Origin of the sequence: Ideonella sp. (assembly GCF_041287625.1) — a bacterium.
Lineage (GTDB): Bacteria > Pseudomonadota > Gammaproteobacteria > Burkholderiales > Burkholderiaceae_C > Ideonella.
Window position 1 is genome coordinate 26,124 of sequence record NZ_JBGGNH010000013.1, and the last position, 14,172, is coordinate 40,295.

Genomic DNA, 14,172 nt, shown 5'->3' on the forward strand with positions numbered 1-14,172 from the left:
TCGAGAACCCTCGATTGAGAAGAAACGCGGGCCGCCAACGCCGCCCGCGCCTTCAAGCAGCCGCCGTGGATCCGGCTCCGCCGGTCCACTGGTGGCGCCCCCTGGGGGGCCGCAGCTGTGCTGCGGTAGGGGGGTTACTTCTTTTCGGGGATGTTCTTCTTGCCCTTGTTTTCCGGGATGTAGTCGCTCCACGGATCGGCCACGACCGGGCCCGGGGTCTTCCACACCACGTTGAACTGGCCGTCGGCCTTCACTTCGCCGATGAAGACCGGCTTGTGCAGGTGATGGTTTTCCTTGTCCATCGTCGAGGTGAAGCCACCCGGTGCCTTGAAGGTCTGGCCGGCCATCGCGGCGATGACCTTGTCGGTGTCGGTGGACTTGGCCTTGGCAACCGCCTGGGCCCACATGTGGATGCCGATGTAGGTGGCTTCCATCGGGTCATTGGTCAGCGGCTTGTCCTTGTGGCCCGGGATGCCCTTGGCCTTGGCGTAGTCGCTCCATTGCTTGATGAAGGCTGCGTTGGTCGGGTTCTTGATCGACATGAAGTAGTTCCACGCGGCCAAGTGGCCGACCAGCGGCTTGGTGTCCACGCCGCGCAGCTCTTCTTCACCGACCGAGAAGGCCACCACCGGCACGTCGGTCGCCTTCAGGCCCTGGTTGCCCAGTTCCTTATAGAAGGGCACGTTGGAGTCGCCGTTGATGGTCGAGATGACGGCGGTCTTCTTGCCTTCGCCAGCGAACTTCTTGATCTTGGCGATGATGCCTTGATAGTCGGAGTGGCCGAACGGGGTGTACTCCTCCATGATGTCGGTGTCGGCCACGCCCTTGCTGTGCAGGAAGGCGCGCAGGATCTTGTTGGTGGTGCGCGGGTACACATAGTCCGTGCCCAGCAGCACGAAACGCTTGGCGCCGCCGCCGTCCTTGCTCATCAGGTATTCCACTGCGGGAATGGCCTGCTGGTTCGGCGCCGCGCCGGTGTAGAAGACGTTCTTGCTCAGCTCTTCGCCTTCGTATTGCACCGGGTAGAACAGCAGCGAGTTCTTCTCTTCGAAGACCGGCAGAACCGACTTGCGCGAGACCGAGGTCCAGCAGCCGAAGACGACGGCCACCTTGTCCTGGTCGATCAGCTGCTTGGCCTTCTCGGCGAACAGCGGCCAGTTCGAAGCCGGGTCAACGACGACCGGTTCCAGCTTCTTGCCCAGCACGCCGCCCTTGGCGTTGATCTCGTCGATGGTCATCAGCGCGACGTCCTTCAGCACCGTCTCGGAAATGGCCATGGTGCCGGACAGCGAGTGCAGGATGCCGACCTTGATGGTGTCTTCGGCCTGGGCCAGCGAGGTGAAGCCAAGCGCGCAGGCAGCCGCGGCCAGCGCGGTGATCGAACGGCGGGACATTTTCATGGGTGGGTGCTCCGAAACCTGTGGGGGATGTGTCAGCCAAGCCTCTGGGGCGAGGCGGTGTGCCGTGTCTCACGGCTGACGCAAGCTTAGGAGCAGCCCGGGTTCGCACCTATACGCAGCTTGGCGTATAGGTGCCGCGTGCAAGGCAGGCAGTGCCGGTTCAGAGCGCGAGTTCGGCGTCGGCTTCGGTCAGCAGTTGGCGGTCACGGCGGGCCAGCAGTTCGCGGTAGAAGCCGAGCATCACCTGGCTGCTGACCGCGACGTCGTGGGCCGACAAGTCGGGCCGGTGGCGAGGCCGGGGCCGCGCCACATGGCCGGCCAGCAGCCCGGCAAGGGCTTGCGCGTCGCCGATCGGGAACAGTTCGCCACCGTGGTCCTCGACCAGCTCGCGGCAGCCGTCGGCCGTCGACGTGATGACCGGCGTGCCGGCGTCCATGGCTTCGAGCACCACGCGTGGCAGCGGCTCGAAGCGCGAGGGGCAGACAAACACGTCGAAGGCCTGGTAGCAGTCCTTCACGTCGGCCCGGAAGCCCAGCAGTTGAATGCGCGCGTCGCCTTCCGCCTGCGCCCGCAGCTGGGTTTCGGCGGAGCCTGTGCCAAACAGCACCAGCTTCAGGCGGTGGAGTTCCGGGCGGCTGCGCACTGCGGCGATCAAGGTGTCCCAGCCCTTGACGTCGGTCAGCCGGCCCACGCCGCCCACCAGCAGCTCGCCGGGCCGCACGCCCCAGCTGGCGCGCAGCGCGGCAACTTCGTCCGCAGACAGCCGGCGGTGCGGGGTCAGCGAGTTGTGGGCCTTCAGCGCGCGGCCTGCATAGTGCTTCGGCAACTGCTGCAGTTGCCAATGCGCATTGCAGACCAGGCCGTCCATCTGCAGGAAGTGCGGGCCATTGACGCCAATGTGCAGCGTGGAAACGGACGCGCAGGGCGGCTTCAGCCGGGCGACCAGGCGGGTGGCCCGGCGCAGATGACAGTGCACCAGCTCGGGCCGCCAGCGGCGCAGCACGCGCCCCAGCTGCCAGCCGGTGAACCAGAAGCGCGGCAGCTCGAAGCACTGGACCCGCGGGTCGAGGTGGTCCTTGATGCTGGCGCCATGCTTGCGATGGTCCTTGCGCAGCACCAGGGCCACGTCGTGGCGCTCGCACTGCGCGTTGCAGGACTCTGCCGTGGAGCGCTCGGAACCAGCGAAACCGCGGGACAGGACGATGTGCAGGATTCTCATGGTCGGCGGGTTGCCAGTGGCAGATGCATGCCAGCTTCAACGGGCCGCGCGACGCGGCGATGACAGTACCAAAGGCATGGACAGCGTGCCGACAGCTCGTCTCGGCACAGCCACAGCGATCACTTCACACGCCGGCGACACGCAGCGCCAGGGCGCTCTGCCACAATCTGCACAGCCGTACATAAAAGCATGAAAGGACCGTCGTGGGGACGTTCGTCATCAAGTCATGGAAGAGCGGTAACAAGCCTGTCGATGAACAGGGCAACTATGTGCACATCGTGGGCCGCAACGGCGGCCTGCTGGCATGGTTGCTCTCCCGGCTGCGCGTGGATCCAACCACCCGCATCGCCGTCGGCATCGAGCGGCTGGAGTTCACCCGCTCATCGCTGTCGGGCGTGGAGGCACGCCTGATCCCGCTGGAAAGCATCTCGTCGACCTACTACGGCTATCACAAGCCGTGGAAGACGGCGCTGTCCATCGTGCTGCTCTTTGGCCTGGTGGCAGGCTCGCTGATGCGAGAGCCCAGCAGCGGCACGATCGGCGCAGTGGTCATCGGCTTCGGCCTGCTGTTCGCCGCGGCCTATTACCTGCTGAACCGCACGCTGACGCTGGGCTTCATCGAGCACAGCGGCGTGGTCAGCGGCATCCAGTTCAAGCGCTCGGTGATCGAGGGCCAGGACATCGACGAACACGAGGCCAGGCAGATCTGCAAGCTGGTGCAGCGCCTGCTCGAAGCCCGCCAGCGCAGGATGCAGACGCCGCAACCGCAGATGGCGCAGGCCCAGCGCTACGGCTGAGGCGTGCGAGCAAACATCTCGCCAGGCGGCGCGAGCCCGATCAAGCGATCAAGCCAGGCCAGCGCCGCTGCCTGGGCGGCCGGCGATGCCTGGTCCAGACTCTGGATGCAGACGTACAGCAGCCCGGGGGTTTGTTCCACAGCGTGCAGCCGCCGGGCCAGCTGTTGCGGCGACAGCGAAGCCGGCTTGATGTTGGCGGTCTGGGACGCTGGCTCCAGCCAAGCCGTGCCGGCACGCATTTCCAGGTGGCCAGCCAGCATCTGCGCCAGGAACTGGGACGCATCACGCAGGCGCGGCGAGATGTTGCGGCGCAGGACTTCCGGGTGGTCGTCGAAATAGCGCGCCAGCGTGCTGCGCCGCAAGGGATGCGGATGATGGTCGTGCTCCAGGAAGCGATGCTCGTAGCCGGCGAGCCGGGCAGCCAGCGCCTGCGCATCCTGGTGGCTGGGCCGCTTGTCCTGGGCTGGCTGGCCGGTGAGGGTGGCCCAGTATTTCCGCAGGCGGCGCGACCAGCGCAGTTCCGGCGCAGAACGCCAGCGGCCATGCAACACCGGCTTGCCGTCCCGGAACCAATGCTCGGGCCGGACCGGCTTGACCAGCATGAAGTCGTCATTCAGGTAGACGAACTGCTCGGCCAGACCGGGAATGCGGTAGAGCACGGTTTCGATGGAGCGGCTGTTGAAGCTCGGCGTGACATCGTCATGCCCGGCGAAGATCTGCTGGTGGTCCACCCGCACCAGCTTGTCGCGCCACTCGGCCGGCCAGTGCTGCGCACGCTCGAACAGCGCCGGCACCTGTTCGTCGGTCACCACATGGATGCGCCGCAAAAACGGCGCGAAGCGCAGCAGCGAGACCACGCAATAGTCGATCTCGCCAACCGACTGGAAACGCGTGGCAGCGGCTGCCACCGGCTGCCGGCCGATCTCGCTCAAATACGCATTGAGCTTCGCCTTGTGCCGTGGATCGCTGCCGTCGACCCAGGTGATGACGGCGTCGATCTCGGCGTGCGCGCCAGAAGACGAAAAGTTGCCAGTAGAACGGATGCGCGAATCAGCAGACATCCGTGGGATTGTCGGCGATGCCGCGACACGCGCGAACGGTACACTGCCTCGCCTTTTGACCTGCCCGCGCCCATGCCGTACGCAACTGACGCTTCTCCGTTCACGCTGCGCCGCCATCGCCTTGCAGCCCGCCTGCGACGCGCCGCCAAGCGGCTCGTCAGGCCCCTGTGGATGGCTCATTTGCGCCGACAAAACGCGCGCAGCCGGTCACCCATGACCGCACCAGGCGGACCGGTTCTTTCGATCACGACCACCTCGGTCCGGTTGCCCACCGTCTTCTACACGCTGGAGGCCATCGCCAACGGCGCACTGCAGCCCAGCAGATTGGTGCTGTGGCTGGACCAAGGCCTCATCGACAAGGGGCTGCCAGCCTCGCTGGTGCGCCAGCAGTCGCGTGGACTCGAAATTCGCGGCTGCCGGGACGTTGGCCCTCACACGAAGTTTTTCCCGCAGGTGATGTCTGACCCTGCGCCCAGCCTGCCGCTGGTCACCGCAGACGACGATCAGTTGTACCCGCGTCAATGGCTGCAGACATTGCAGCAGGCGTACCGAACCGACGACACTGCCCTGCACTGCTTTCGCGCTTATGTGATCGCACTCACGACAGACGGGCACCTCCAGCCCTACAAGCGCTGGCCCAAATGCCATTCGACGCAAGCCAGCCTGCTGCACTTTGCCACCGGCGTGTCCGGCATCATCTACCCGCCTGCGATGCAACTCGCCTTGCGCGCCCGCGGGCTGGACTTCCTGAGCTGCTGCCCGCGGGCGGATGACATCTGGCTCAACGCGGTCGCGCTGTGGGAAGGCTTTCCTGTGAGGCAGATCGAGCCGGTGCCGGTGAACTTCTACGAAATGCCTGGCTCTCGGGCACAGGGCCTGGCGCGCAGCAATGTGGACCAGGGCGGCAACGACCCTCAGCTGGATGCGACCTACCGGCGCGAAGATCTGGCAAAGCTGCGGGCACTGGCGCGCTGAGGCCGGCTCACTCCCCGCCCGGCCGCCGCACCTTGCCCAGCGCCAGCGCCGCGGCGGCGGTGCGGGTCTCCACACCCAGCTTCTCGAACACGTGCTCCAGGTGCTTGTGCACGGTGCGCGGGCTGGTGCCGAGGATGTCGCCAATGTCGCGGTTGGTCTTGCCCTGGATCACCCAGTACAGCACCTCGGCCTCGCGGGCGGTGAGCGGCAGCGCCTGCGACAGCGCCTGCAGCAGCGCCGTCTCGGACTCTTCGCGCAGCACCAGCAGCCACTCGCCTTCGCTGAACTGCTCGCCGTTCATCGGGTGCAGCGCAAAGCTGATGCGCTGGGCGGCGCGGGCCACCGTCAGCGCCTGGCCTTCAGCGCCAGCCCGGCGGCGCGGCGCCTCGCGGGCCAGCCAGGCCTGCACCTCGGCCGGCATGGCCAATTCAGGCACCTCAGGGAAATAACGCGCCATCAGCTCGCGCGCCAGGCCCGTCTGCCAGACGCGCTTGCCGTCGCGCTCGCGGGCCACCAGCGTGGCGTGGCCGAAGGCATCCAGCGCATTGCGGGCCTGGCGCTGGCTGCGCGCGCTTTGCAGGTGCGTGGCCAGCCGCGCCAGCACTTCGCGGGTGCGGATGGGCTTGGTCACGTAGTCCACGCCGCCGGCGGCAAAGGCCGCGACCACGTGTTCGGTGTCGGTCAGGCCGGTCATGAAGATGATGGGAACGGCGGCGGTGACCGGGTCGGCCTTGAGGCGGCGGGCCACCTCGAAGCCATCCATGCCGGGCATCACCGCGTCCAGCAGCACGATGTCCGGCCGGGCCTGGCGGGCGCTTTGCAGCGCGGCCTCGCCATGGGTGGCGACCAGCACGGTGTAGCCGGACTCGTCCAGCGCGTCGTGCAGCACCGCGAGGTTGTCCGGCACGTCGTCGACGATCAGCACCCGCTCGGCGGTGCCGGCGTCCAGCCCGGTGCCGGGGCCTTCATCCAGCACGGCGGAGGTCATCGAGCGCTTTCGTCAAGGTGTGGTTGATCGCATCGAGCTGGAAGCCGCGCGCCAGTGCGCGCAGCCGGGCGACAAAGGCGGCGGCTGCGGGGTGTTCGGCCTCGATCTGGTCGAGCTTGCGGGTTACGCCGCGCACATAGCCCAGGCCAACCAGTTCCTGCAGCGCTTCCAGCGCCTCGGCTGGCGGCAGCACCTCGGCAACGGGCTCGACCACAGGTTCCGCGCGACGCGGCGCGGCGTCGATCCAGCGCAGCTGCAGCCGGCTGCCCAGCCAGTCCAGCAGGTCGGCCAGGCGCACCGGCTTGACCAGAAAGTCCGACGCCGGCAGGCCGACGATGTTGTCCAGTCCCTGGTCGAAGGCATTCGCCGAGATGACCGCCACCGGCGCGCTGGACAGCGCCTGTGCGCGCAGCCGCCGGATGGTCTCCCAGCCGTCGATGCCGGGCATCGCCAGGTCCATGAAAATCGCGTCCGGCTGCAGCGTGGCCAGCCGCGCCAGGCCTTCTTCGCCGGAGGCTGCCTGCTCGATCACAAAGCCCAGCGGCTGCAGCAGGTCGGCCAGCAACTGCCGGTCGGCCTCCTCGTTGTCGACCACCAGGATGCAGCGGCGCGGGCCCTCGTAGCCGATGTGCGCGGCGCGCGGTGCGTTGGCCTGGCCGCCCTGCCCTCTTTGCCCGCCCTGCACCTCGGGCAGGAACAGGCGCAGCCGGAAGGTGCTGCCGTGGCCAGGCATGCTGTGCACCGTCATCTCGCCGCCCATCAGGTCGGTGAGCATCTTGCTGATGGTCAGGCCCAGGCCGGTGCCGCCAACGCTGGCGCTGCCGGCAGCAGAGCCGCGCACAAAGGGCTCGAAGACCCGTGCCAGCTCGGCCTCGCCCATGCCGGGGCCGGAGTCGATGATCTCGACGCGGGCCATTTCACGTGCGTATGAAACGCGCAGCGTGACATGGCCAACGGTCGTGAACTTCACGGCGTTGCCCAGCAGGTTGATCAGGATCTGGCGCAGCCGGCGTTCGTCGGCCCGCACCCATTCGGGCAGCGTGTCGCCGCCCTCGAAGATAAAGCGGATGCCCTTGCCTTGGGCCTGCAGCTCGAACATGCGGGCCAGCTCGTGCAGGCGGTCGGCAAAGCGCATGGGCTTCAAGTCCAGCGTCAGCTTGCCGCCTTCGATGCGGGCCACGTCCAGCGTGCCTTCGATCAGGCTCAGCAAATGGTCGCCGCCGCGGCGGATCACGCTGACGGCCTGGCGCCGGTGCGCCGGCATGCTGTCGTCGTCTTCCAGCAGCTGGGCATAGCCGAGGATGCTGTTGAGCGGTGTGCGCAGCTCGTGGCTGATGGCAGTGATGTAGCGGGTCTTGGCCTGGTTCGCTGCGTCGGCCACGCGCTTGGCCTGCTGCAGCGCCAGGTCGGTCTGCCGGTGCGAGGCAATTTCACGCATCAGCGCCTCGGTCTGGCGCAATGTTTCTTCCTGCGCCACTTGCCGGCTCTTGTGCGCCAGCACCAGCCACCAGGCGACCACGGCCGAGACCAGCAGCAGCGCCGCATAGGCCTTCACGAAGCTGCCCTGCAGTGAAGGCGCCAGCCGCGCCGCGACTTCGCCGCCGCGCTCGACCAGCACCTTCAGCTCCTGGTGGTACAGCAGGCCGAACAGCGCGCCCAGCGCCGGCACGATCAGGCCCATCAGCAGCAGGTACTGACCCAGCCCGGTGTCCACCTGTGGCGCCAGGCGCTGCGGCAGCACGCGCAACAGCAACTGGCGCCAGCCTTGCCAGAAGCGGTCCACCGCGCGTTGTTGCGGCTTGCACTGGTCGCCACAGCGAGCGTCCAGCGTGCAGCACAGCGAGCAGATGAAGCCGCCATAGGCGGGGCAGCGCGCCATGTCCTCGCCCTCGTAGCTGCGGGCGCAGACCACGCAGGTGTGGGCGCGCAGCCGGGCGTAGCCGCCGCGGCCGTCGCCGCGGTTGGTGTGGCTCTCGGGCGCTTCCGGCTCGCGCGCCAGGTAGTAACGCCCGCCGGTGTACCAGGCGATCAGCGGCGACGCGACCAGCGCCGTGACCAGCGCGATCAGTGCCGAGAAGGCCTGGGCCATGGCGCCAAACGCACCCAGGTGCGCGGCGACCGACAGCAGAGAGGCCAGCCCCATCGCGCCGACGCCGACCAGGTTCACGTCATGCAAATAAGCGCGGCGGAACTCGATGCCGGGCGGGCTCAGGCCCAGCGGCTTGTTGATGACCAAGTCGGCGACGACCGCCATGATCCAGGCGATGGCGATGTTGGAGAACAGGCCCAGCACGCCGCCCAGCGCCTGGAACACATCCAGCTCCATCAGCATCAACGCAATGCCGATGTTGAACACCATCCACACCACGCGGCCGGGGTGGCTGTGGGTCAGCCGCGAAAAGAAGTTGGACCAGGCCAGCGAGCCGGCGTAGGCGTTGGTGACGTTGATCTTCAGCTGCGAGACGATGACAAAACAGGCCGTGGCGGCGACCGCCAGGCCGTAGTGCGGGAACACGTATTCGTAGGCCGCCAGGTACATCTGGTTCGGGTCCACCGCGCGGTCCACCGGCACCGAATGTTCGATCGCCAGCCAGGCCAGCAGCGCGCCGCCCAGCATCTTCAGCACGCCCGGCAGCACCCAGCCGGGCCCGCCCACCATCACGCCGAACCACCAGCGCTTGCGGTTGGCCGGCGTGAGCTCGGGCATGAAGCGCAGATAGTCGACCTGCTCGCCCATCTGGGTGATCAGCGCCACGCCCACCGTCATCGCCGCGCCAAAGGCCTGCAGCGAAAAGCCAGGGAAGCGGCCGCTCTCGCCGGCGTAGGCGACCAGCCCTTTCAGCAGGCCCGGGTTCTCGCGGAAGACGTAGAAATACGGCGCGACCAGCATCAGCAGCCACAGCGGCTGGGTCCAGACCTGCAGCCGGCTGATGACGGTCACGCCATAGGTGACCAGCGGAATGACCGCCAGCGCACAGAGCAGGTAGCCCCAGACCGGCGGGATGTCGAAGGCCAGTTCCAGCGCGTAGGCCATCACCGCGGCTTCGAGCGCAAAGAAGATGAAGGTGAAGCTGGCGTAGATCAGCGAGGTCAGCGTGGAGCCGAGGTAGCCAAAACCGGCGCCGCGCGTGAGCAGGTCCATGTCCACGCCGTGCCGGGCGGCATAGACACTGATCGGCAGCCCCGCCAGGAAGATCACCAGCCCCGTGGCCAGGATGGCCCAGAAGGCGTTGGCAAAACCGTAGCGCACCAGCAGCGTGGCGCCCACCGCTTCCAGCACCAGGAAGGACGCGGCGCCAAAGGCAGTGTTCGCCACCCGCCATTCGGACCACTTGCGGAAGGCGCGCGGCGTGAAGCGCAGCGCGTAGTCCTCCATCGTCTCGCTGGCGACCCACAGGTTGTAGTCGCGCCGGATCTTCACGACCTGCTGGTGCACAGCGGGCTGGGCATCAGGTGGCGGCGGATCCAGGGCGGCGGTGGGCAAGGAGGCGTTCATGGGGCAGTGATCGGAATGCAACTGTCGATCAAGATCCGCACCATGCCGCGTCGCGGCCTGTCGCCCAGCGATGGGTCAGGCCGACGGTCGGATGTCACGGCTGGCATCGCGACCCTGGCAACCCCCGCACCGCCGCGGGGCGCCATGCACCAGGGCCGGGTTTCAGTCCCAGGGCGCGGTATCGGTCGCCAAGGCGGACGAAGCGTCTGTCGCGGCCGGCGATGCGACCGCAGCGGGCTTGGCCGCGGGTGCCGCACCAGTCAGCTCGGAAGGCAGCTCACCGGGCTGCAGCTCGCCGTCCAGCGCCTCGATCAGGTCCGGGATCAACTGCACCAGCTCGCCGGTGGTGATGGCCACATCGGTGTCGAAGGCGTCCTCGGGCCGGTCGGCCGAGCCTTGCTTGCCTTCGAAGACGACATCCTCGAACTTCAGCTTCTTGACCTGCAGCTGATCGGTCAGCACAAACGAGATGCGCTCGGCCCAGGTCATGGCCAGGCGCGTGGGCTGCTTGCCCAGCTCGATGTGCTGGCGCACCTCGTCCGTGTCCAGCGGATGGCGGGCATAGCGCACGACGGACTTCATCTCGTCGGTGGACTTCAGCTCGCACTCGCGGTCCACGCTGAAGCCGGCCGGGGGCTCGCCGCTGGCCAGCCAGTTGGCCATGGCCACGGCGGGCGAGCAGCGGGTCTGCAACAGCTGCACCGCAAAGCCGGGCAAGGCCTTGACCAGGTGCGTGACCACCGTGTCGGCGCGGCTGGCGCTGCCGGCGTCGAGGATCAGCAGGCGGTGCTCGGGGTCGATCCAGGCCTGCGCGGCGGACTGCTTGGTGAAGGCCATCGGCAGCAGCTCCAGCGTGGCCTGCTCCTTGAGCTCCTTCTGCTGCTTCTTGCCGGGCTTGCGGCCGGTCTGCAGTTCGATGTGGTGGGCAATCTCGTCGGTGCGGCGCTTGACGACCGACGACGGCAACACCTTCTGCTCGACCATCAGCTTCGTCAGCCATTGGCCGCCAATGCTCTCGACCAGCGGTGCGTGCACCACGCCACGCGGCGGCGTCCAGCCCGAGGACGTGGGCTGCGTGGCGCCGCAGGGCACAAAGGGTTCGTGCTCGAAGGCTTCCAGCGCGGCGCCGAGGTCCGGCACCCAGTCCGGGCCGATGCGGTAGACGATCAGGTTCTTGAACAAGGCAAAGCAATCCAGGAAAAAGAAAACCCCGCGCAGGCGGTGCGCCTCGCGGGGTTGTCAGTGAAAGAAGGTTCAGGCCAGCTTGCCGTGGCAAGCCTTGAACTTCAGGCCACTGCCGCAAGGGCAAGGGTCGTTGCGGCCGACGCGCGGCATCTCGCCAGCCACCGTGGCCGGATCGGTCTCGGCGCTGATGCTGCCGTCTTCGTTCGGATGGGTGTAGGTGATGTTGCGCAGCTGCTCGGCCTGTTCCTCGATGGCCTCGGCCGCCTGGCTGACCTGCTCCTGCGTCTGCACGCGCACGGTCATCAGCACGCGGGTGACTTCCATCTTCACGACGTTCAGCAGCTGGGCGAACAACTCGAAAGCCTCGCGCTTGTATTCCTGCTTCGGGTTCTTCTGGGCATAGCCGCGCAGGTGGATGCCCTGGCGCAGGTAGTCGAGTGCAGCCAGGTGCTCGCGCCAGTGCGAGTCAATGGCCTGCAGCAGCACCATGCGCATGAAGGGCGTGAACTGCCCCTCGCCGACCAGGTCCAGCTTGGCCTGGAACGCGGCGTTCGCAACGGCCTGGACCTTCTCCAGCACTTCCTCGTCGGTGATGCTGCTGGCACCGGCGACCAGGGCCTGCAGCGGCACGTCCAGCTGCCACTCTTCCTTCAGGATCTTCTCCAGGCCTGGCAGGTTCCACTGCTCTTCGACGCTGTCGGCCGGCACGAAGTCGCGTGTCACGTCCTCCATCGTCGCGGCGCGCAGGTTGGTGATCTGTTCGGTCAGCTCGCTCGCTTCCAGGATCTCATTGCGCTGCTGGTAGATGACCTTGCGCTGGTCGTTCGAGACGTCGTCGTATTCCAGCAGTTGCTTGCGCACGTCGAAGTTGCGCGCCTCGACCTTGCGCTGCGCGGACTCGATGGAGCGCGAGACGATGCCGGCCTCGATGGCCTCGCCTTCGGGCATCTTCAGCCGGTCCATGATCGCGCGCACGCGGTCACCGGCGAAGATGCGCATCAGCGGGTCTTCCAGCGACAGGTAAAAGCGCGAGGCACCCGGGTCGCCCTGGCGGCCGGAGCGGCCGCGCAACTGGTTGTCGATGCGGCGCGATTCGTGGCGCTCGGTGGCGATGATGCGCAGGCCGCCGGCTTCCTTGACCGCGGCATTCAGCCCCGCCCACTCGTCCTTCAGCAGCTGGATGCGCGTGGCCTTGTCGGCCTCGGCAATCGCGTCGTCGGCCTCGATGAACTGGATCTGCTTCTCGACATTGCCACCCAGCACGATGTCGGTGCCACGGCCTGCCATGTTGGTGGCAATGGTGATCACGCCAGGCCGGCCGGCCTGGGCCACGATCTCCGCTTCGCGGGCATGCTGCTTGGCGTTCAGCACCTGGTGCGGCAGCTTCGCCTTGGTCAGCAGCTCCGAGACCAGCTCGGAGTTCTCGATCGAGGTCGTGCCGACCAGCACCGGCTGGCCACGCGTGTGGCAGTCGCGGATGTCTTCGGTGACGGCGTTGTACTTCTCGCGCGCGGTCTTGTAGACCAGGTCCAGCTCATCCTTGCGGATGGTCGGCCGGTTCGGCGGGATGACCACGGTTTCCAGGCCGTAGATCTCCTGGAATTCGTAGGCTTCGGTGTCGGCCGTGCCGGTCATGCCGCCCAGCTTGCCGTACATGCGGAAGTAGTTCTGGAAGGTGATCGAAGCGAGGGTCTGGTTCTCGCTCTGGATCTGCACGCCTTCCTTGGCCTCGACGGCCTGGTGCAGGCCGTCGGACCAGCGGCGGCCTGTCATCAGGCGGCCGGTGAATTCGTCGACGATGACCACTTCGCCGTTCTGCACCACGTAGTGCTGGTCGCGGTGGTAGAGGTGGGTGGCCCGCAGCGCTGCGTACACATGGTGCATCAGCGTGATGTTGGCCGGGTCGTACAGGCTCGCGCCTTCGACCAGCAGGCCGGCTTCGGCCAGGATGCGCTCGGCGTTTTCGTGGCCGTCCTCGGTCAGGAAGACCTGGTGGCTCTTCTCGTCGACCGTGAAGTCGCCAGGTTCGATCACGCCTTCGCCGGTGCGCGGGTCGGCTTCACCGATCTGCTTCTTCAGCTTGGGCGCCACGGCATTGATGCGCACGTAGAGCTCGGTGTGGTCCTCGGCCTGGCCGGAGATGATCAGCGGCGTGCGGGCTTCGTCGATCAGGATCGAGTCGACCTCGTCGACGATGGCGTAGGCCAGGCCGCGCTGCACGCGCTCGCTGGGCTCGTAGACCATGTTGTCGCGCAGGTAGTCGAAGCCGTATTCGTTGTTGGTGCCGTAGGTGATGTCGGCAGCGTAGGCGGCCTGCTTCTCGGGCTTGTCCATGCCCGGCACGTTCACGCCCACGCTCAGGCCCAGCCAGGTGTACAACCGGCCCATCCATTCGGCGTCGCGGCGGGCCAGGTAGTCGTTGACCGTCACCACGTGCACGCCCTTGGCAGGCAGCGCATTCAGGTAGACCGGCAGCGTGCCCATCAGCGTCTTGCCTTCGCCGGTGCGCATTTCGGCGATCTTGCCGTTGTGCAGCGTCATGCCACCCAGCATCTGCACATCGAAGTGGCGCATCTTCAGCACCCGCTTGCCGGCCTCGCGCACGGTGGCGAAGGCCTCGGGCATCAGGTCGTCCAGCGTTTCGCCTTTTTCGAGGCGGGCGCGGAATTCGGCCGTCTTGCCTTGCAGCGCCGCGTCGTCCAGGGCCTGGAACTGCGGCTCCAGCGCGTTGATCTGCTCGACGACGCGGCGATATTGCTTGAGCAGGCGGTCATTGCGACTGCCGAAAATCTGGGTAAGAAGCTTGGGCAACATGCAGCGTCAGGGCCTGGTGATTCGGGTGGCGACAGCGCCCGCGGTGGCCGAGATGCCGGCCACGCGAGCCACGGCCTGCACAGATGCGCGCAGGCCATGTTCCAGCGGATGCAGATGGGGGCGGCGCGCAATCTTGCAAGCGCGATGCGCTTCGCAAAAGCGTGCGAGTTTAGCACCGGGGTGTGGCAGGCCTGAGCCCCGGCCAAGGGGTGCCGGCAGCACCTCGCAAGGCCCGGA

The 14,172-nt window shown here is 67.1% G+C and carries 9 protein-coding genes; 2 read left to right on the plus strand and 7 right to left on the minus strand.

Features of this window, described 5'->3' with window-relative positions; all coding sequences use genetic code 11:
- Positions 1-134 precede the first annotated feature (134 nt).
- Both urtA and ACAH41_RS03725 read right to left on the minus strand, forming a co-directional pair.
- On the minus strand, positions 135-1,394 hold the full coding sequence (urtA, locus tag ACAH41_RS03720; protein ID WP_325655854.1) for an urea ABC transporter substrate-binding protein: 1,260 nt from the start codon (positions 1,392-1,394) through the stop codon (positions 135-137).
- A 166-nt stretch (positions 1,395-1,560) separates the two neighbouring features.
- The gene (locus ACAH41_RS03725; RefSeq protein WP_325655824.1) at positions 1,561-2,619 is read right to left on the minus strand and encodes a glycosyltransferase; all 1,059 of its coding nucleotides are present in this window, start codon (positions 2,617-2,619) and stop codon (positions 1,561-1,563) included.
- 203 nt (positions 2,620-2,822) lie between these two features.
- Here ACAH41_RS03725 and ACAH41_RS03730 point away from each other — a divergent pair, with 203 nt between their 5' ends.
- A complete protein-coding gene (locus ACAH41_RS03730; protein WP_325655825.1) occupies positions 2,823-3,416 on the plus strand; it encodes a hypothetical protein in 594 nt (197 codons plus the stop codon).
- Here ACAH41_RS03730 and ACAH41_RS03735 read toward each other — a convergent pair.
- Positions 3,407-4,477 (minus strand): Stealth CR1 domain-containing protein, encoded by a 1,071-nt coding sequence (locus ACAH41_RS03735; protein ID WP_325655826.1) that lies wholly within the window; start codon positions 4,475-4,477, stop codon positions 3,407-3,409. The genes ACAH41_RS03730 and ACAH41_RS03735 overlap by 10 nt on opposite strands.
- Positions 4,478-4,690: 213 nt before the next feature.
- Between ACAH41_RS03735 and ACAH41_RS03740 the strand changes: the two genes are divergently transcribed.
- On the plus strand, positions 4,691-5,452 hold the full coding sequence (locus ACAH41_RS03740; protein ID WP_325655827.1) for a hypothetical protein: 762 nt from the start codon (positions 4,691-4,693) through the stop codon (positions 5,450-5,452).
- Positions 5,453-5,459: 7 nt separating this feature from the next.
- Here ACAH41_RS03740 and ACAH41_RS03745 read toward each other — a convergent pair whose 3' ends face one another.
- From ACAH41_RS03745 to secA, 4 genes are all read right to left on the minus strand, one after another.
- The gene (locus ACAH41_RS03745; RefSeq protein WP_325655828.1) at positions 5,460-6,440 is read right to left on the minus strand and encodes a response regulator; all 981 of its coding nucleotides are present in this window, start codon (positions 6,438-6,440) and stop codon (positions 5,460-5,462) included.
- Positions 6,418-9,936 carry an ATP-binding protein gene (locus ACAH41_RS03750; protein WP_325655829.1) on the minus strand — a complete coding sequence of 1,173 codons (3,519 nt, stop codon included), beginning with the start codon at positions 9,934-9,936 and terminating at the stop codon, positions 6,418-6,420. Before ACAH41_RS03750 ends, ACAH41_RS03745 begins: the two co-directional genes overlap by 23 nt.
- Before the next feature lie 162 nt (positions 9,937-10,098).
- Positions 10,099-11,118 (minus strand): recombination-associated protein RdgC, encoded by a 1,020-nt coding sequence (locus ACAH41_RS03755; RefSeq protein ID WP_325655830.1) that lies wholly within the window; start codon positions 11,116-11,118, stop codon positions 10,099-10,101.
- Positions 11,119-11,190: 72 nt separating this feature from the next.
- Positions 11,191-13,935, minus strand: coding sequence for a preprotein translocase subunit SecA (secA, locus tag ACAH41_RS03760; RefSeq protein WP_325655831.1), 2,745 nt, complete (start codon positions 13,933-13,935; stop codon positions 11,191-11,193).
- Positions 13,936-14,172 lie beyond the last annotated feature (237 nt).